The sequence below is a fragment of the Bradyrhizobium iriomotense genome, from assembly GCF_018130765.1.
Classification (GTDB): domain Bacteria; phylum Pseudomonadota; class Alphaproteobacteria; order Rhizobiales; family Xanthobacteraceae; genus Bradyrhizobium; species Bradyrhizobium iriomotense_A.
The window spans coordinates 66,691-85,303 of the sequence record NZ_JAFCJZ010000018.1; the positions used below are offsets into that span (position 1 = coordinate 66,691).

At 60.8% G+C, this 18,613-nt stretch carries 15 protein-coding genes; 5 read left to right on the forward strand and 10 right to left on the reverse strand.

All coding sequences use genetic code 11. The annotated features are described in order from the left end of the window. Positions 1–16 precede the first annotated feature (16 nt). Together JQ635_RS27235 and JQ635_RS27240 are read right to left on the reverse strand one after the other, a co-directional pair. Positions 17–745, reverse strand: coding sequence for a sulfite exporter TauE/SafE family protein (locus JQ635_RS27235; protein ID WP_211412864.1), 729 nt, complete (start codon positions 743–745; stop codon positions 17–19). 70 nt (positions 746–815) lie between these two features. Beyond that, positions 816–1,184: a hypothetical protein gene (locus JQ635_RS27240; RefSeq protein WP_211412865.1), complete on the reverse strand. Its 369-nt coding sequence runs from the start codon at positions 1,182–1,184 to the stop codon at positions 816–818. Between the two features lie 269 nt (positions 1,185–1,453). Here JQ635_RS27240 and JQ635_RS27245 point away from each other — a divergent pair, with 269 nt between their 5' ends. Next, complete coding sequence (locus JQ635_RS27245) at positions 1,454–4,546, forward strand: AAA family ATPase (RefSeq protein WP_211412866.1); 3,093 nt, start codon at positions 1,454–1,456, stop codon at positions 4,544–4,546. A 344-nt stretch (positions 4,547–4,890) separates the two neighbouring features. Here the strand turns inward: JQ635_RS27245 and JQ635_RS27250 are convergent, their stop codons facing one another. Genes JQ635_RS27250 through JQ635_RS27265 form a run of 4 tightly spaced genes read right to left on the reverse strand, consistent with a single transcriptional unit; the run spans position 4,891 to position 8,172 of the window. Next, complete coding sequence (locus tag JQ635_RS27250; protein WP_211412867.1) at positions 4,891–5,256, reverse strand: hypothetical protein; 366 nt, start codon at positions 5,254–5,256, stop codon at positions 4,891–4,893. Next, positions 5,253–6,068 carry an ATP-binding cassette domain-containing protein gene (locus tag JQ635_RS27255; protein WP_211412868.1) on the reverse strand — a complete coding sequence of 272 codons (816 nt, stop codon included), beginning with the start codon at positions 6,066–6,068 and terminating at the stop codon, positions 5,253–5,255. Before JQ635_RS27255 ends, JQ635_RS27250 begins: the two co-directional genes overlap by 4 nt. Positions 6,069–6,076: 8 nt before the next feature. Then, on the reverse strand, positions 6,077–7,258 hold the full coding sequence (devC, locus tag JQ635_RS27260) for an ABC transporter permease DevC (RefSeq protein WP_211412869.1): 1,182 nt from the start codon (positions 7,256–7,258) through the stop codon (positions 6,077–6,079). Next, the gene (locus JQ635_RS27265; protein WP_211412870.1) at positions 7,255–8,172 is read right to left on the reverse strand and encodes an HlyD family efflux transporter periplasmic adaptor subunit; all 918 of its coding nucleotides are present in this window, start codon (positions 8,170–8,172) and stop codon (positions 7,255–7,257) included. Before JQ635_RS27265 ends, devC begins: the two co-directional genes overlap by 4 nt. 481 nt (positions 8,173–8,653) lie before the next feature. Between JQ635_RS27265 and JQ635_RS27270 the strand changes: the two genes are divergently transcribed. Continuing rightward, positions 8,654–9,376: a response regulator gene (locus JQ635_RS27270; protein WP_211412871.1), complete on the forward strand. Its 723-nt coding sequence runs from the start codon at positions 8,654–8,656 to the stop codon at positions 9,374–9,376. Positions 9,377–9,434: 58 nt separating this feature from the next. Beyond that, a complete protein-coding gene (locus tag JQ635_RS27275) occupies positions 9,435–10,799 on the forward strand; it encodes a sensor histidine kinase (RefSeq protein ID WP_211412872.1) in 1,365 nt (454 codons plus the stop codon). 13 nt (positions 10,800–10,812) lie between these two features. On the opposite strand, the gene JQ635_RS27280 is transcribed toward JQ635_RS27275, so the two are convergent. Further along, positions 10,813–11,622 carry a DUF3313 domain-containing protein gene (locus JQ635_RS27280; protein WP_246583803.1) on the reverse strand — a complete coding sequence of 270 codons (810 nt, stop codon included), beginning with the start codon at positions 11,620–11,622 and terminating at the stop codon, positions 10,813–10,815. Between the two features lie 886 nt (positions 11,623–12,508). Here JQ635_RS27280 and JQ635_RS27285 point away from each other — a divergent pair. Further along, positions 12,509–14,629 (forward strand): MASE1 domain-containing protein, encoded by a 2,121-nt coding sequence (locus JQ635_RS27285; RefSeq protein ID WP_211412873.1) that lies wholly within the window; start codon positions 12,509–12,511, stop codon positions 14,627–14,629. On the opposite strand, the gene JQ635_RS27290 is transcribed toward JQ635_RS27285, so the two are convergent. Next, positions 14,624–15,286: a response regulator transcription factor gene (locus JQ635_RS27290; protein WP_211412874.1), complete on the reverse strand. Its 663-nt coding sequence runs from the start codon at positions 15,284–15,286 to the stop codon at positions 14,624–14,626. The genes JQ635_RS27285 and JQ635_RS27290 overlap by 6 nt on opposite strands. A gap of 567 nt (positions 15,287–15,853) precedes the next feature. On the opposite strand from JQ635_RS27290, the gene opgC reads away from it, so the two are divergent. Then, a complete protein-coding gene (gene opgC, locus JQ635_RS27295; RefSeq protein ID WP_211412875.1) occupies positions 15,854–17,254 on the forward strand; it encodes an OpgC domain-containing protein in 1,401 nt (466 codons plus the stop codon). A 53-nt stretch (positions 17,255–17,307) separates the two neighbouring features. On the opposite strand, the gene JQ635_RS27300 is transcribed toward opgC, so the two are convergent. Continuing rightward, on the reverse strand, positions 17,308–17,712 hold the full coding sequence (locus tag JQ635_RS27300) for a DUF992 domain-containing protein (protein WP_211412876.1): 405 nt from the start codon (positions 17,710–17,712) through the stop codon (positions 17,308–17,310). Positions 17,713–17,774: 62 nt separating this feature from the next. Continuing rightward, positions 17,775–18,509, reverse strand: coding sequence for a helix-turn-helix transcriptional regulator (locus JQ635_RS27305; RefSeq protein WP_246583805.1), 735 nt, complete (start codon positions 18,507–18,509; stop codon positions 17,775–17,777). Positions 18,510–18,613 lie beyond the last annotated feature (104 nt).

Below are 18,613 nucleotides of genomic sequence, written 5' to 3' on the forward strand. Positions count from 1 at the left end.
CTCGCTAGTGACCGCTCTACAACACCAGCAACAGTCCCGAAAACAGCAAGACGCTGAGAATAATGCGCCGGAACAGCGCATCATCGACGCAGCGAAAAACAAAAATGCCGAGCGCCGTTCCCGCGAGGAGTGCCGGGATGCTGACTGCGAAGTCAACCAGGACCTTGGTCGACAGATCTCCTCGGACCAGCATGAGAACAAGTGCGAATATCTGCATGGCGGCGATGAAGGGTTGAACCATTCCGCGCTGCTCGGTTTTTGGCACGCCGTGGATGTCACACCATATGGTCGGTATTGCACCCGGCATTGCCGTCAACCCGCCGACAACGCCTCCGCCGAAGCCGATCAATGCATTACGTGCCGCATTCATCTGCAAGCGATGAGAAAGCACCGGCCTGAACAGCGTGTAGGCCGCATAGCAGGCGACGGCGAGACCAAAGCTCTCTCTGAAGATCCGCGCGTCCGCAGCTTGCAGCAGCCACACGGCGATCGGAACGCCAAGCAATCCGCCGACGACCAGTCCCGAGCTCTGCTTCCAGGGGATGCTTTTTCTCAGGGCCCAAAGACCCGCGGCTTGCACGGTGATGCTGCAGGCCATCATCAGCGGGACCGCCTCCAGTGGCGGGAGAACGTGAAGGAGAATCGCGCCGGCCACCGCCGAAAAGGCAAAGCCCGCGAGGCCCGAGACGAAAGCGCCGCAAAACACGGCAATACTGAGCAGGCAAAACGACGCAATGTCGCCCATGAGCCAGGTCTTTCGGTCGGTAACGTCTTGAATGGCGACTTGAATAGTGACTTGAATAGTGACTTGGCGATCAGTCCCCGGACGACAGTCCGGGCGGCTCGGGCGCTGCCCCGGCATCGTTCTGGCGGGTCGAAATCGACATCGTGGCTGCAAGGATGTGCAGGACGAGAAAGCAGATGGCGATCGTTGCCAGCAACGTAGTCTCGCTCGGTGCCGGAATCCGAAGTTTGCGCTCGGACGACTGTTCACTGAGCGACATTGTCGTGTCCTCCAACATCTGGCGGAGAGGCAAACTGGACCAGTTGACGATACTGTCGAAGAGTGCGCTCTGCCTGTAGCCGTCGCGAATGGTGGAGCGCCTGAAGGAGGCGCCCAGACCAGCCTTCTTTTCGAGAAGACCTCGTGGAGGCGACAAACGAATGCGCTGGAAATGACGCATCGCCTCTGGCCCACGCTCTGCGGTTGAATAATGGCAGGGAGGATGCCGCGATCGACTGAAACATCTTGTGAAGCAACACCCCATAGAACACGCGAGTGAGACGCCGCGCCTTTTCTTCCAAGCGCATGACACGAACACCTTGTGTGAGTGACTGGATACGGCCGGAAGTATCGAACGGGACGCCGCGCCACGCTTTAATGCGGGCTTAATTTGTTCTTATCGTTTCCTTCATTTTGAACGCTGTGCTTGATTTCGGGCCGGTGTACCGGTTGAATATCCGCCTCGCGCGCACCCCCGAAGGCATTGTTTTGCTGTATCTATTTGACGATTTCGTCCTCGACACCGATCAGCGGGAATTGCGCCGTGACGGACATGCGGTTCCGTTGCAGCCTCAGGTTTTCGACCTCCTCGAATATCTGATTCGCCACCGCGCCCGGGTGGTGACCAAGGACGATCTGATCGGCGCAATCTGGGGCGGGCGCATTGTTTCGGAGTCGGCGCTCACCACCCGCATCAACGCGGCCCGTACGGGCATAGGCGATTCCGGCGAGGCGCAACGGCTGATCAAGACCTTGCCGCGCAAAGGCGTCCGCTTCATCGGCGCGGTGCGGGAAGCACAAAGGGAGGTCGAGAACGCGGTCGTACCTCTGACGACTGAAATCTCCACCCTGGTGGTCGGCCGGACAGCCCCCCTCGAGAAGATCGACCAGATGACGCGCCACGTCTTGTCCGGCAAACGGCAGATGGCTTTTGTCACGGGAGAAGCCGGGATTGGCAAGACGGCCTTCCTCGCCAGGGCGGTCGAGCAGCTGACGGAACAGGGCTTCGATCAGCTCTATGGGCGCTGCACTGAACGATTCGGAACGGACGAAGTCTTCCTTCCGCTGATCGATGCACTGGTGAACCGTTATCGCGCAAGCGGTCCGGAATTGATTTCGGCCGTTCGCGTGCACGCACCCACCTGGATCCTGCAATTGCCGGGCGCCGTCGATGCATCGGAACGCGCGGCTTTCCAGGATGAAGTGTTCGGCGCGACGCGCGAGCGGATGCTGCGCGAATTTTGCGATCTTCTGGAAGCGCTGAGCGCCGACCGCCCCTGGATCCTTGTTCTCGAAGATCTGCACTGGAGCGACTTCGCGACACTCGACGTGCTGTCTCGCCTCGCGCGCGGGAACGGCAAGGCGCGCGTGCTGGTCCTCTGCTCCTATCGTCCGGCCGACAGTTCCGTCGGCGGGCATCCCATCCGTCGCCTGCACCGGGATCTCGAGATCCACGGCTACTGCAGCGAATTGCGCCTCGATCGATTGTCGCGTTCGGAGGTCGAGCGTTACCTGGCATTGCGCTTCGGCGACGAGGAGCTTGCCTCCAGCCTGTCAAAGCCCGTATTCGAGCGAACGCTGGGGCATCCCTTGTTTGTTGCCTCGCTGCTCAAACACTTGATCGACCAGGAGTCGATCGTCGAAATGGACGACGGATGGCGCCTGTCCTCGCAGGCGGTATTTGCGCAAGATCGCGTTCCAGACAGCCTCCTGAACATGATCGGCCACGAGCTCGATCGCCTCACCGATAACGAGCGGCGTCTGCTCGATGTCGCCAGCGTTGCCGGCGAGGAATTTTCTGCGGCCCTCGTTGCCGCCGGCCTGTCCGACGATGCGATCGACGTTGAAAGGAACATCGAAGCGTCGATCCGGAAGGACCAAATCCTCATTCGTTCGGGAGTTTCCGAATGGCCCGATGGAACATATTCGGGCTCCTACACCTTCCGTCACATTCTCTATCAGAATATCATTTACCAGAATCTGCCGCCCGGGCACCGCGCACAAACGCACAAGCGCCTGGGCAAGAGGCTGGAGGAGGCCTATGCCGGCCGCACCGGCGAAATAGCGCCCGCGCTCGCACTTCACTTCGAGCAGGGGCGCGATTTTCCGAGCGCGTTGCGCTACCTCCGGGAGGCGGCAAAGAGCTCGACCAAACGCCTCGGCCATGCGGAGGCCGCCAGCTATCTCACCCGCGCGCTTGGCATACTTGATCGTTTCGATGCCGCCGACAAATTCTCAACCCGTATCGCTCTTCTGCGAGAGCGAAGCTGGGCTCTTCGCTCGTGCGGCGACCTCGCAGGCTCCATCCGTGATCTGCGCGACACGATTGCGTGCGCCGAACAAGCGGGCGAAATCAAGCAACTGCTCAACGGCCTCACGGCCGTGAGCAGCCTCTGCTTGCGCGTGGATCGCCACGCCTGCCTCGAGGCTGCTGACGATGTACTGTCGCGGAGCCAGGCGCTTGCGGACGACACATTCAAGGCCCTGATCCAGGGCAGCAGCGCGAGCGTCAACCTGTTCCTCAACGGCTGGCGCAAACAGGATGCCATCCTCTGCGACAGGGCGATCGAGCTGAGCGCGAATGCCACCAATTATGGCATCTTGATCAGGCGCAATGGAATATCCGGTATCGTCGATTGCTGGAGGTCGCGGTACCAGGAGTGCCGCCGCGCCGGTACGGAAGGAAAGCGGTTGGCGCGCTTGGCCGGCGACGTCTACACGTTCGTTCTGTTCAACGTGCTCGAATCAATCGCGCTCATTCATCTGGGCGAATGGCGCGAATTGCGACGTGAGATCACGGCCGGCCTCGAACTGGCCGTCAGAAACGCGAACGGCCCCAGCAGCGCCTTGTGCCGGCTGACGCTTGCGTGGCTGCACGTCGAAGCGATGGACTTTGATGGAGCCCGGGAGCTCTGCGAGAGCGTCGACGATAGTCTGCTGGTCGGCGATCAGTCGACATACTTCCACAAGCGGGCGGTCCTTGCGAAAGCCTATGTCGGCCTGAACGATCCGGCGGGAGCTCGCAGGCAATTTGACGATATTGAGCGCCGCCGGCATGAAGAAGGCATCGACATCGAATTTACCGCCGCGACACAGGTGTATCATTGCCTCGGCGAATATTACCTGCAGGTTGACGACATTACGCAGGCTCAGAGCTGTGCACGCCAGCTCCACGACTATGTGGCTACGGCGCCGGATCTCAATCACCTGGCCCAGGCCCACGCGCTGCTCGCACGTACTGCGCTTGCCCTCGGCGATTCAGCGGAGGCTCAGTTGCACCTGTCGCGCGCGCTGGAGATCGTCGACAGTGCCGACTTCCCGATTGCTTCCTGGCGGGTGTACCGCACGGCCGCCGAGATCTTTGCGAGGTGCGGAGACGTCGACAGAGCGGCGACACATCGCATGCGATTTGCCGAGACCGTCCGAAGGCTCGCGCAAAATTTCGAACCCGAGGATCGGCTGCACAAGAGCTTGCTCGCTGTGTTGGCAACGCGGACAGCGCAACTGGAAGCGATGACCTCGCTGCCTTCTCACCCCGCTTAGCCGGCGGGGCTGGCCGAACGCGTTTGAGGACGACGCCCACGACGCCGGCCAGCGCCGGACATGCGGTCACCGCCGCTGATCCCGGTGCCGCCGATCCCCTGGTCGCTGACCTTCTCTTTGCGGGAGTTTGCTCTGTGCGGCATAGAGATTTTGCGCATTCGGCACGCCGATGTGACATCTATCGCTGACCGAAATCGTCCTCGATGATCCTTTGTCGCTTCATCACGTTTTCAGGCCCGTTCGCATGTCGGATGATCCCGCCGGTGGCTTGACCGCAGAGGCGCAAATCTCCCTCTGCGGTGCCGCTCGTGCTGAAACCAACTCATGGCGCGCCCGCGGCATCGCTATCGCCTGAGCTGCAGGTCCAATGCGCCATTGGTGTAGCCATCCAGCCCTCCCGCGACCCTGACGAAGCGATGGCATGTGACGCCGGTAACGCTCATCGTGATGCAGATGTCCTCGCCCTTGATCTCCCACTTCGTCGACAGCGAGAACGGTCCGCCCTTGAACGTCCCCGAACCGTCGGGATTGAAGCTGACGGTCGCATCGCGGCCGTCTCTCTTGGTCGCGGACCACGGGCGCGAATCAGCGAGCATCTTCGCCGCCTGGGCCGGTCGCAGGAACTCTCGTTCCGCCTGGGCTCTTACGATGCCGCCAGTCGGCGTGAGAGCGGAAACGATGGCGGCTCCAAGGCGGACGATCTTGATCATTTTTGCTGCTGTGGTTCGCATGCCTGCTGGTCCCTTCGATCTTTGACGGTTGATTGGTTGAAACTCTTCGTGGATGGCCGCTGACGCGTTTCGACATTGACGATCCGGCCGTCTTCCATCTCGACGATGCGATCGGCGGCATCGAGAATTCGGCTGTCGTGCGTCACCATGAGGATCGCGCTTCCGCGACGCTTTGCGAGGTCGTGGAGCAAATCCACGACCTGGCGGCCGTTGGCCTTGTCAAGAGCCGCCGTCGGCTCGTCGGCGAGGATCAGCGGGGGAGACGCGACAACAGCACGCGCGATGGCCACACGCTGCTTCTGTCCTCCCGATAGCGTGGCCGGGAGAGCATCGGCCCAACCCAACATGCCGACGTCATCGAGCGCCGCATCAATCAGGTCGGCCTCGTTCGCAAACGCTTTTGGTCGATGCACCTCAAGCGCCATGCCGATGTTTTCGCGCACCGTGAGGCTTTGATGCAGATTGTGGGCCTGATAAATGAACCCGATCCGGCGCCTTACTTCGATCATGGCGCGCTCGTCAGCTTCGCGCAGGTCTTTTCCGAGTGTCCGAATGAAACCGGATTGCAACGACCGAAGCGCTCCAACGAGCGTCAACACCGTGGTCTTGCCACACCCCGAAGGCCCCATCAGCAGAACCATTTCGCCCTGCGCCACCTCGATGTTGAAATCGACGAGGACCTGCCTGGCGGTGTCGCCGGACCCGAATGTATGCCTCACAGCAGCGGCCTCGATGGCCGGGCCACTCTGCTCGTGCTGATGCGCGATGTCTCGATGATGACGATCGATCATATCGTCCTCTAGAAAACATCCGCAGGATCTGCGGCTTTCAGGCGTCTCGTCGCGACAGCGCCCGAGAACAGGCACATCGCAAGCGTCATCGCCAGAACCAGCACAGGCCTGCTTGCCGGCATGGCGATGGCCAGTTCGGTCCCCGCGCCCAACAGCCAGTAGAGGACAAAGGAAAGCAGGATGCCCGGGACAAAACCCAGTGCCGCCAGCAGGAACGCCTCTTCGAACACGACGCCAAGCAGGTAGCGATGGGTGTAACCCATCGCCTTCAGCGTCGCGTATTCGGGCAAATGGTCGTTCACGTCGGCCGACAGGATCTGGTACACGATGGCGAAGCCGATGAAGAAGCCTACGATCACGCCGAAGGTGAATATGAATCCAATCGGCGTATTGTCCTGCATGAACTGCTTGACGTAGTCCGCATATTGCTCCGTGGCCATGACCTTGGTGTCGCTTGCGGGAAGCACCCGCCTGATGCGTTCGGCGACCGTTTCGGCATCCGCGCCGGGCGCTACTTTCAGGAGGATCGCGCTGGCAGCGGCGGCGGAATTGCGCGGAAACAGCCGCAGGAACGTCTGGTCGCTCGCGATCGCCGACCCGTCGCTCGCAACCGACGCGCCAAGGGAGAACAAGCCGACGATCGAAACGGTTCTTCCGGTCACTTCGACCGGGACCGCATGTCCACCTTCAGCCCTGGCGACGACCGCGCCGAACGGCTGGCGGGTCAACCGGTCGAAGAGCAGAGCATCGGCGACACGCAGTTTCGACAATTGGCTCGCGATTTCGGGCCGGGAGAAGCCGTCGAAGTCCGGATCCACCCCGAACACCATCACATTGGCCTGACGAATGCTGCTGGGGCTTCGGAAAGAAGCCGCACCGATCTGCAGGACGGAGCCGCTGGCGACGCCCTCCACTCCCAGCGCCTGATACAACCGCCGCCTCGGCAAGGTTCCGGACTGCCCCAATTCCCGTACCTCGGGACTGAGCAGCACGATGTCCGCCTTGAACATGCGAAGGGGCGTGACGGCCGTCTCGAACAACGCACCCATGATCCCGAGTTGCATGAAGATCAGGACGTCCGCAACGGCAACGCCGGCGAGCGCGACGATGAGACGTGTCTTGCTATGGCGGAGCTGCCGCCATCCCAACGGTGTCCTGTTGGCAAGGCTCCGTATGATCCGATCAATCATTTCGCGAACACGCCCCGAACCTGAAGACGCGACAGCTTTGCCACGCGCTCCGAGTCCTGCTTCGAGAGCGCGACGTAGATTTGCACGACGCGCGCGTCCGTCGACGATGCGGGATCGTTGTTGACGACGGTTTGGCGCGCGATTGCATCGCCGATGTGATCGACACGCCCCTGCAGGCTCGTGGAAATCGCATCGGCGCGGATTTCGACGGACTGCCCCACGCGGATCCGATCGACCTCGGTCTGGTAGACCTCGATAACGGCGCGCATTTCGTCGGTCCCGCCGAACTCGAGCACGCCGTCGTTTCCGACGCGTTCTCCAGCGCGCGCCTTGAGACTCAGAACGCGGCCGCTGAATGGCGCCCGGATGATTCCCAGCTCGAGCGAGGCCTTGGTGACGGCCAGATCTGCCTGCGCGCACAAGAGCTCCTGCTCGGTCAAGGCGATGTCGAGCGACTTGTCCGTTCCGGGCACCTTGGCTTCGATCCGTTCGAGCGCGGCTTCCATTTCGATCCTGGTCGCTTGCGCCGTCTGCAGATCCTTGGCCTTCTTCTCCAGGTTGGACACAGTCGCGAAACTGCGGTCGACGAGAGTCTTCTGGCGATCGTATTCGGCCTGACTCTGATCGATGTCTGCGCGAGCACGGTCGAGCGCGGAGCGGCGCGCCTGCGTCGTGTTGGCGATCTCCCGCCGCTGGCGCTCCAGCATCAGCTTCTTCAGTTCGACCTGCGCCTCGGATTGCGCGACCTGGGCCTTCAACCGGTCCACGCTATCCATGGTCGCGAGCGTTTGGCCGGCCTCGACCCATTGCCCCTCGGATACCAGCAGACTGCTGATCCTCGAAGAGTCGGGGTTACCGGGCGCGCCGAGCTTGACGACCGTCGTCGAGGGTTCGAGATAGCCGAGGCCAACCACTGCGGCAGGCTCTGTCGGCCTCGCGGGGGCGGCGCTATCGGTTCGCGGCGCGGGCCTCGTCGAAACAAACCAAACGGAGGCTGCCGCGGCACCAGCCACGAGTGCAATCAAGAGTAGCCTCGCTCCAAGTCTTGAAAGTCCAAGTCTTGGGAGACCAAGTCTTTTCGATCGCTTCGTGGTCGGCGCAGTCCAGACATCCGGGTGCGGTACCTTGCTTGCCGGGGCAGTTTCGAATTTGGCGTTGAGTTGCTTGTTCATGCCGCACTGTTTAGGACCCCCTGGTGTCAGGGGGATAAGCGGCAGGTTTCGGTTTATTTCATTCCGTTACGCACGCTCGGACGGTGCGCACCGATCCGGAAATCTACGGTTTTCGCCAAGCGACCGGCCGAGCCAAAATCGTGGTAAACAGGCGATCCTGTTACAAGATGTAACGCGAAAAGGCTTGAGAGGCCGGCAAAACCTCGCAAGAAGTGCGCCGATCATGACGACTCCGCATATCCTTGTCGTGGATGACGACCCGAAAATTCGGTCCGGCTTGGCCAAGTTCCTGGGGCAGCAGGGCTTGCGCGTCTCTGTCGCCAGCGATGGCAAGCAGTTTCGGGAAAGGCTGGCGTCTTCCAGACTGGACCTGATCGTTCTCGACGTGATGCTGCCTGACGAAAGCGGACTTTCTCTCTTGCGCCAAACGCAGGCCGACAACCCGATACCCGTCATACTCCTGACGGCGGTTGCCGAAGAGACCGATCGGGTCATCGGTCTGGAGCTGGGCGCCGAGGACTACGTTTGCAAACCGTTCAGCCTGCGCGAGCTCCTGGCGCGCATCCGCGTCGTGCTGCGGCGCCGATCCGCCGTCGATCGCAACGAAAGCGGCGGACGCTCGACCGTCTTCGTCTTCAGCAAGTGGACGCTGGACATCCGGGCCCGGACGCTCAAATCGCCATCGGGCGCCCTGGTCGAACTCACCTCCGGCGAATACGACCTGCTCCAGGCTTTCGTCGAGCACCCAAACCGCGTGCTCAATCGCGACCAGCTGCTGGATCTGGCAAGGGGCCGGACCAGCACGTCGGTTGATCGCACCATCGACGTTCAGGTCATGCGTCTGCGACGCAAGCTGGAAGAAAATCCGGAAAATCCGGCGATGATCAAGACGGTCAGGAACGGCGGGTACATCTTCACGCCGGTCGTCGAAAACAATGTCGGCTAGGGAACAGCCGCTCAGCTGGGTCTGGCGCCCGGGGATCGGCCGCCGGATCGCCGCGACCATGGTCCTGAGCCTGATTGTCATTCAGGCGCAGGCCGCCTTTCAGGTCTGGCTTTTTGCAGAACCGGAAGTGCGGTTGACCGGAGCCCGATGGCTGGCCGAACAAACGAGCCAGATCGCCACGGAGATCTTCTCGCAGCCAGTTGCGGAGCGCGCGGCGAAATCGAAGCAGCTGAGTTCGCGGTTGTCCGTGACCTGGTCGAAGGAGAGACCGACCAACAAATCCGACAAGAGCCAGGAACCCATCTTTGCCAGGCTCGGCGCGACGATCAAGACCATGCTTGGACAAAACATTCGGACCGTAGAGGTGTACGACGCCGGATTTTCGGTCGTGGCACCGTTTGAAAGTCTCAAGACCAAGCTGGAGCCTCCATCTATCGGTCTTTCATTGGGCTCGTGGCCTCTGACCTCGGGCGAGCCGGAGACGCTCGTACCCGCCAGCCTGCGGATCATCGTTCAGGGCGTCGACAGTTCCTGGATCAGCGTATCGTTTGCCGAACCGACGGTCTCCGGCTTCAACTCCTTCGTCCCGCTGCTCCCCTTGATCGGCGGTGGCTTGATCATCGCGGCCATCTCTACGTTGTTGACCCGCAGGATCGTTGCGCCGCTCGACAGGCTGGTCGAAGCCGCGGACCAAATCGGCAAGACGCGGGATTTCGTCGCGGTCTCCGACCAGGGGCTGCATGAATTTGGCGTCGTGGCCCGGGCGTTCGAGGATATGCAGCGCCGCCTTTTGCTGTTCGTGAAGGAGCGCACGCAGATGCTCGCGGCGATCTCGCATGATCTGAGAACGTCACTGACGCGAATGCGCATTTCCGCCGAACAATTCGACAATGATGATGACCGCAACGGCATCATGTCTGAGATAGACGATATGACCGCCATGGTGGACACCACGCTGGCCTTCGCAAGCGGGGAAGCAAGCGAAGGGACCACCCAGCCGATCGACCTGGCGGCGTTGCTCATCAGCCTGGTCGACGAGGCCGCAGACAAGGGACATGACTGCAGCTACGCCGGCCCGGATCATGTTGAATTTACCGGGCGCCTGATCCCCCTCAAGCGGGCGTTCCGCAACCTGATCGACAACGCCGTGAAGTATGGCCTGGCTGCGCGCGTGAGCCTCGAAGCAAGCTCAGGACAAGTCGAAGTCAGCATCAGCGACAATGGGCCCGGCATCCCCGAGCACAGGCTCGAGGAAGCGATGGCGCCATTTCGTCGACTGGATCAGGCCAGAAGCGCAAAAATTCCCGGCACCGGCCTCGGCCTCACCATCGTGCGTGACGTCATCCTGAGCCATGGCGGGTCGATCAGCTTCAAGACCCAGGATGACCGCGGGTTCACGGCAACGGTTCTGCTGCCCAAATAGATCGCAATGGCTTTCATTTCGGCTGCTGGTTGTTGTCCGACGCCCCCTTGTCGGACCATTCCGGCGGCAATCCGAGCCCTCCGGCCACCATCCCGGCTACTCCTGGTCCTCGCCCGAACGCCTCGCAGGCTTCGTATTTCGGCTTGCCGCCGAGTGACGCTCCGAGCTTGTCGAACGAGGGCAGGCTCGGCGCTTTTCCAAACGGCGATTCGCCCTTGATCAGCAGATCGCTGAAGTCGCCGGCGAATATGCCGGCGAGGTCGTAAGCGTCGCCCGCGGTCGAGACCGTCGGCGAATTGGTGAACGAATTGGCACCGCGCGCCCAGATCATCGCGGCCTGCTGCTTCCCGGCACGGTCGTGCGCCTCCGCCTCCAGCGTCAGGCTGCCGAGCCCGACCGGCAGGCGCGGTATCGGCGCCATCACGCCTAGTGCGGCCGGCACGATCGATACCACCTTGGATGCGCCCGCTGCGACCTCGTTCGTTGGGGCGGCCTGGGTCACGATCACACGGGTGGTCAAGTCCGCCGGCTGATCTGGGCCGACCACCTGAAACCGTTCGCTCAAGCCGATGCAGAGCGCGCGATCCACGGCATTCGCGACGAGCCCACGCTGTTCCTGTGACAGCGTTGGCGATGCGGCTTTCGGGAATGTCGCCGGCGCGATGCGGACCGTCCTGGCCGCCAGCACATAGTCCTTGCTGACACGAACCAGCGACTTTGCCAGCACGCCGTCAGACGGCGCCATGTTGTCGTACGACGAAAGCGAGCCGCCTTTGGTCAAGGGTGCGGTGGCACACCCAGACAACAGAAATACGGCTGCCATCGCCAGCACCGGAGCAAAGGATCTATTCGAAGCACAGCCGTGCGACACGGCGGCACCGCGCCAGACTCCCATGATCATTGCCGCACCTGCCCGGCCAAGCCAGTTAGCAGCGCGCACTGCACCGACAGCCTGTCCCTGATAACCATTCGACGCCACAAGGGCCCACGCTACGCCGAACGGAACTATTGGACTCCCTCCGGCGCTCCGAAGAGGAATACGATGCGGACGAATGACATTGGATTAAGGGATGTTACGAAAAATTTCGGCGAGCAGGCCTCGCGAATTGAGTGACCCGGCCTTGCCTTGTCGCAACAACTCGGGACAGCGAGGAAACCGAGCGGACGTCTTCGAGCGATCTCAAAGCAAAGGAGAATTACGCCGCTCATCGCAAACGTCACCGCCGACGCAACGGACTCATCGCCTCATCGATCATGGGATGGTTCTTTTTTGAGTGAAGCTTGCGCTCCCTCGTCCGCCGCAGCAAGCAATCGCACAAGTGGTTCAGTCCCGAGACTCCAACGAGAGATAGGCCTTTTGTCGCACACAGCGACCTTGTCCGGGTCCAACAAATCCGGCCTTTCGGAGAGCCTATCTTCGTCGTACGATGCGTTCCCCGAAAGCTCGGGGTGAACACGAGACAGCGCGAATTCCTCGGGGCGCAACGCCGGCCTGTTCGTCCACTGGTGCTGACTGATCCGCAGGGACTGAACAGCAAGTCGGCCGGGTGCTCCATCGCACGCGCCGTCTCATAGTCCGCCAGCAGACTGCGGTAATCAATTGGATGTGAGCGCATCTGCCGTATCGACCTAGCGATCTTTGATCTTCGACCAAGAAATCAAAAGTCAGTCTTAGTGGACGAACCAATTGCCTAGTCGAGGGGTCGACGATGTCCGATCCACGATCACCAGCTCCCACGACAAATTCTAGCCGCGTCATCAGCTACATCGGCGGTCTGGTCGCAATTGGGGCCATCTATCTCGTCTCGGCAAAAGGTGGGCTTGCTCTCGCCTCTGTTCATCCTAGCGCAACGCCAATTTGGCCACCGACGGGTGTCGCGCTGGCGGCGGTGCTGTTGCGGGGATATCGGACCTGGCCAGCGATTTTCGTGGCGGCGATGATCGCTAATGCGACGACGGCGGGCTCTATTGCCACAGCAATTGCGATTGCGACGGGTAACTCTCTTGAAGCAGTTGCCGGCGCTTATCTCATCAATCGGTGGTCGGGCGGGCGTAACACGTTTTCGAGGCCCAATTCTGTCGCAAAGTTTGCTGTGATTTGCGTCGTGATCGCGACACCGATCAGCGCCAGCATTGGACTGAGCAGTCTGGCAATCTTCGGGTACATCGAACCGAAGAATTTCGTGGACGCGTGGATCACCTGGTGGCTGGGAGATGTGACCGGCGCACTGGTCATTGCCCCCGTTATCGTGCTTTGGGCATCAAGCAGCTATCATGCCTTCAACCGCCATGAATTTCTGGAGACGGTCGGCGTCCTCACGACGGCGGCTGCTGTTGGACTCATTGCTTTCAGTCCCCTGATCGAGCAAGCGCCCGGCCGAGATTCACTGGGTTTTCTGGCTATCCTGCCCATGTTGTGGGCAGCGCTGCGTCGCGGTCCACGCGATACCGCAACGGTTGCCCTGGTACTTGCGGGCATCACGATTTGGGGGACGCACATGGGCGGCGGCCCCTTCGTGACCCCTGATATCAACGCGTCGTTCCTGCTGGTATTGATGTTCCTGATCAGCATTACCGTTCCGAGCCTGCTGCTGAGCGCCGATGTCGAGGTGCGCAAGAAAGCGGAAGGAAGCCTGCGCCGCGCGCACGCCGAACTCGAGCGGAAGGTCGCAGAGCGTACGCAGGAACTGCAGCTCGCCAATGCCGCAAAATCGCGCTTTCTGGCCATGGCAAGCCATGATTTGCGGCAGCCGTTACATGCATTGGGGCTGTTCGTCGCCCAGCTGCGCACGCCGCTCAAACCGGAGGAAAGGACCAAGACGATCGAACGGGTCGACGCAACCCGCAAGGAAATGGATGACATGTTTAATTCGCTCCTGGACATTTCCAGGCTCGATGCCGGGATGCTTACCCCCAAGCTCACCGAATTCCCGATCGCGCGCCTGCTTCAAAAGATCGAAACGGCGTTTGATCAGGCGACGCGGGAAAAAGGCCTGCGGCTACGCATCCAGCCAAGTGACGCCTGGGTGCGGAGCGACGCCATGCTGCTCGAACGCATCATGCTGAATCTGGTATCCAATGCCGTACGCTACACGTTGCGGGGCGGTATTCTGGTCGGATGTCGTCGGCGCGGTGAATTGCTGCGCATCGAAGTATGGGATACCGGTCCCGGCATTCCCGAGGACCAGAGGCAGAATATCTTTGGCGAGTTTTTTCAAATTCCTGCCTCAGACCAGAGCAAATCCGGGGGGCTCGGGCTTGGCCTCGCCATTGTCGACAGGCTTTGCCTGCTTCTCAACCATCAAATCGACCTGGCTTCGACCGTGAGTCGAGGTTCGCGATTTGCGATCCTGGTTCCGACGGTCGATGAAGGCGTCAAATCCGCAGCAGCCACGGACTTGCCTCGCCCCGGCGCGTTTGCAGTCGACGGCAAGGCGATTCTTGTTATTGCCGATGCCCCAATCATGCAGGAGGGAACGGGCGGATTGCTTAGCAAATGGGGATGCTCGGTTCTTGCCGCCGGATCCGACGAAGCTACACTTGTCCGACTTGCTGAGCGCCAGCAACGCCCCGACCTCATAATCTCGGACTATCATCTCGCAAGCGGGAAGACCGGAATCCGGGCAATTGAACAAATCAATGCGGCGTTTGGCTCGTCAATTCCCGCCATTCTCGTCAGCGGCGATACGGCAGCTGAACCACTGCGGGACGCCAAGGATAGAGGGTACATTTTGCTGCACAAGCCCGTCGATCCGATGCAGCTCCGCGCTGTCATGCACGAGCTCTTTAGAGATCATGACGGTGGAAGGGACGCTGGGGCAGTTTCATGATCCAGATTTCGGCGGCCACTCCCAGTCCATTTTTCCGACCTTTATGACGGCCTCGGTGCGCGTCGCTACCCCGAGCGCCTTGAGAACGACCGTGACGTGATTCTTCACTGTCGGCACTGCCATATTGAGTATCTTGGCAATGACCTTGTTGCTTTTTCCCTCAATCAGGAGCGCGAGTACGTCAATCTGACGATCGGTCAACCCGAGCCCCTTGAGCGAGTCGGGCGCCACTTTCTTATTTGCAAGCCGCGGGCCCGCTGTTTCCTCCAGAATCTCCGAGGGAATGTAAACTCCGCCGGAGAATACCAGCTCAATGGCGTTGAGCATCACCTCGCGTTCCGTGGTTTTCGGAATGAAACCCAGCGCGCCGAGTTTGAAAGCGCGCCTGACCGTGTCTTGATCGTCTGAGGACGAGAGAATGATGATAGCGATCGTCGCATAGCGATTGCGCAGTTCGCGAAGGACAGAGAAGCCGTCGCGATCTGGCAAATTGATGTCAAGCAGAATGAGGCCGATGTCCGGATGCTCCTCGACGAGGTGCATGGCCTCTCGACTGTTCGAAGCTTCGAGTATGATGGCTTCTCGCTTCAGTTGCTTCAGGACAGCGTGCAATGCCTCGCGAATCAATGCGTGATCGTCAACAATAAGCACTTTCATAAAAAAGCTCTCCGTCCTCTGACCGCCCGGAGATTCAATAAAAAAATCATACACCCATGTTCGAAACCGTCCATCTTCTATCTCTGGTCCAACCAGCGGTTCGCCGTCAGGCACTCAAAGTAGGAGCCGAGCGCTGCTGTGCTCTATGGTTGCAATCGGCACACAACAGCTATGGAAAGAGCGCGGACTACGTGACGCGCGGAGCTCGCTGGCCCCTTCGTCCATGCGAGCTGTGAATTGCTCATCATGTATCTGAATGATGTCAGATAGACGCTGCGGCCCCGACAGTACCTTGGTCATAGGACCTAGGCACTTCTCTGTAGCGACCTCCGGCCGATTTACACGCTGCGCCGCTTGAACGATGATGTCGACGGTCAGCCTCTCCACCAGCAGGGTTTTTACCCAGCGCGGCCATATGATCGGTGCCGCAATTGCTGTGGTAGCCGGGTCGGTGCTCTGGACTGCGGCGCTGTCACGATCCCGCAGCGTGGTCGCGCTTTTTGACAAATTCGGTGGCTCTCGACCGTTCCTCCTGAAGCGTGCGCGCACGCTGGACGAGGCTAGCCAATGCATGATCGGACCGCAATCCCGAAGCCAGTGGCAGGCGCGCTGCCGGAGTTCACAGCCAACGGCCGCGACCTGCGCATTGATGCCTGCCGCGGCATTGCGCTCTGGTGCATCTTTCTTGATCATGTCCCCAATAACATCGGAAGTTGGCTGACGCCACGGAATTACGGCTTCAGTGATGCCGCGGAAGTGTTCATGTTCGTCTCGGGCGTCACCTGCGCACTGGCCTACGGCAAGGTGTGGAGCTGCGAGGGATGGACCAGCGTGATCCGCCGGACCCTCCGGCGAAGCTGGGACATTTATGTCGCATTTCTGCTGCTCACGCTCGCCTGCGCCGTCCTGGTTTATCTCGCAGGCGGCGACCGTCTTGCTGACGAGAGCAATACGCGCATTCTGTTGGACCAGCCGGGTGCGACGCTCGCGCACGCAGCCATCCTGCAATACCGGCCGGTCAATACCGACGTGTTGCCGATCTTCGTGCTTCTTCACCTCTTGTTCGCGCCGTTGCTGTGGTTGCTGCTCCGAATGCCGAGCGTGACGCTTGGCGCCTCGCTGGCGCTTTATGCGCTGGTGCATATCTTCGGGTGGTCCATGCCGGCGTGGCCGAACGGCCACTGGGCTTTCAATCCACTGGCCTGGCAGCTGCTGGTGGTCCTTGGCGCGTGGATGATAATCGAGGGCGAAAGAGTGCGCCCCTGGCTAACCTCACGCACGGCGCTCGTGCCTGCCGTTCTCTACCTGGTCTTCAGCCTCGTCATCGCATTGAGCTGGAGAATCAAGCCGCTGGAAGCGTTGATCCCGCAGGGGCTGACGAAGTTGGCTTACCCGACGGACAAATCGAATCTCGATCCGTTGCGTCTGTTGCATTTCTTGGCTCTTGCGATTGTAGCGGTATGGTTCGTGCCGCCCAATCGGCAAGCATTGACGACTGCGGTGATGCGCGGCGCCATCCTCTGTGGCAAGCACTCGTTGCCTATCTTCTGCCTCGGCGTCCTGCTTACGCTCGCCAGCCTCCTGGCGCTGCTCGACATATCGGAGGGGCTTGCGATGCAGATCACGCTCAGCGTTGGTGGCGTCCTAACGATGATCGTGGCGGCGACGCTGCTGAACTGGATCAACATCAAACCCAGGTCGAAGCCGACCCTTGCACTGCCGATGGGTGTGCGCGCCCAACAAGACGCCTGGGGCACCGCTGGCTGGCGTCCCCTGCAGGCGTTTCGCCGAGCACTGCGCGAGTTCGGCTGGGCCGGCGGCAAGATCCCCATCGTCGATTGCCAGTTCGCGGAGAGGCAAGCCCACCGAGTGCCTCTCCTCGCCGACGAATTGCTACGGCTCAAGGCAGATGTCATCGCGGCGTCGCCGCAAGGTCATTCTGATCGTTTCGATACTCGCTTGGCATAGAAGACACCACGCCGTCGATTGGACTTCGCAGCGCACGCTGTTTCGAAACCTCTTCAGCATGAGCACTTCCAGGCGCGCAATGCGGCGCCGCGGGCGGCAAGCAGGGATGCCGCCCGGCGAGGGCCGCCGTCTGCCTGGCAGCAGCCGACCTGGCGATCGGTATCTTGATGACGCAGACTGTGGAGGTTGGCACCAACTCCGGCGCCTACCGGGCCGCCGGCCGTCGCGCCCGCATAGGTTCCCGCCAACGCCGCGCGGCGTACCGTTGTTGGTGCAAAAACGGCCCAGGTCAGTTGATCGCCGGACGTGGCGCCTATGGCGTGAGGCTCGTTGAGCACTAACGGGCCACCGCACCAGTTTCGCACTAGAAACAGCCTGACCGAAACGCAACAAACGCGATCGAACCAAAACGAAAATGTAGCAAAATCAGCGAACGCGTTCATTTTTGTCCCGCTCATAACGGTCTGGTTGCAGGTTCGAGTCCTGCCGGGCCCACCAGCAAATCAACTGTGTAAGTTCGTTATCGCAGCTTGCCGAGCCACAGCGCGGTCAGCGCCGAGCGATTGCGCACGCCGAACTTGGCGTAGATCGACTTGACGTGGAAATGCGTCGTGTTCGGACTTTGGTCGAGTTTTTGCGCGATCTGCTTTTCCGAGTGCCCGTCGAGCAGTGCGAGCAACACCCTGCGTTCAGCAGGTGTCAGGGGTGCATTGGCGATGAGCAGGCCGTGGCTGAGCAGTTGCTGACGGTGAAACCATCTCAACCCGCGCATCACGAAGCCCAGACGCTGGCCGTCCTGCGGCGAGAAGCGAGGGGCCTGCGCATCGCGAAATACGAACAGGCGAATCCTCACGTCGTCATTGAGCGCAATGCGCACGGAAACGCTGTCGACGAAGCCGACGTCCAAATAGTGCCGCCGATAGTGCTCGCCCTCGAACCATTCCGGCGGCAGCGCTTCGAACAGCAGGCGGACGCGGAACGGCTCATCTCCCGACATGGAAAGGATCTGAGACAGGTCGACGTTGTTGGACCAGAGCGTATCGAACTGCTTCTGCACAGATGCTGCGACCGCCGGTATCGGGTCCAGTACCCGGACGAGGCGCGGGCGCCAGCCGAGCAAGGGATCGGCCCGCTTGGGCGAAGGCAATCGCACGACCACACCCCATAGCACATTGCGTGCCGACAACATGGTACGCAGTGCGGCTAGCAGATGAGTCAGTGCAGCGTCGCTGTCGCCGACCGAGAACTCGGCCAACTGATCCCAAAGTGCATAGACATCCTGATTCTGCGGATTGGTGGAATCCGTGGATAGATGCATGTCCCCCCCGAAACGAGTGTGCAGGTCACCGACCTTCGAGC

Excerpts from the sequence above, each read along its gene's own strand:
- JQ635_RS27285 (WP_211412873.1), top strand. The coding sequence starts at position 12,509 with ATGTCCGATCCACGATCACCAGCTCCCACGACAAATTCTAGCCGCGTC.
- JQ635_RS27270 (WP_211412871.1), top strand. The coding sequence starts at position 8,654 with ATGACGACTCCGCATATCCTTGTCGTGGATGACGACCCGAAAATTCGG.
- devC (WP_211412869.1), bottom strand. The coding sequence starts at position 7,258 with ATGATTGATCGGATCATACGGAGCCTTGCCAACAGGACACCGTTGGGA.
- JQ635_RS27300 (WP_211412876.1), bottom strand. The coding sequence starts at position 17,712 with ATGAGCGGGACAAAAATGAACGCGTTCGCTGATTTTGCTACATTTTCG.
- JQ635_RS27275 (WP_211412872.1), top strand. The coding sequence starts at position 9,435 with ATGGTCCTGAGCCTGATTGTCATTCAGGCGCAGGCCGCCTTTCAGGTC.
- JQ635_RS27235 (WP_211412864.1), bottom strand. The coding sequence starts at position 745 with ATGGGCGACATTGCGTCGTTTTGCCTGCTCAGTATTGCCGTGTTTTGC.
- JQ635_RS27290 (WP_211412874.1), bottom strand. The coding sequence starts at position 15,286 with ATGAAAGTGCTTATTGTTGACGATCACGCATTGATTCGCGAGGCATTG.
- opgC (WP_211412875.1), top strand. The coding sequence starts at position 15,854 with ATGCATGATCGGACCGCAATCCCGAAGCCAGTGGCAGGCGCGCTGCCG.
- JQ635_RS27255 (WP_211412868.1), bottom strand. The coding sequence starts at position 6,068 with ATGATCGATCGTCATCATCGAGACATCGCGCATCAGCACGAGCAGAGT.
- JQ635_RS27240 (WP_211412865.1), bottom strand. The coding sequence starts at position 1,184 with ATGCGTCATTTCCAGCGCATTCGTTTGTCGCCTCCACGAGGTCTTCTC.
- JQ635_RS27280 (WP_246583803.1), bottom strand. The coding sequence starts at position 11,622 with ATGGCAGCCGTATTTCTGTTGTCTGGGTGTGCCACCGCACCCTTGACC.
- JQ635_RS27250 (WP_211412867.1), bottom strand. The coding sequence starts at position 5,256 with ATGATCAAGATCGTCCGCCTTGGAGCCGCCATCGTTTCCGCTCTCACG.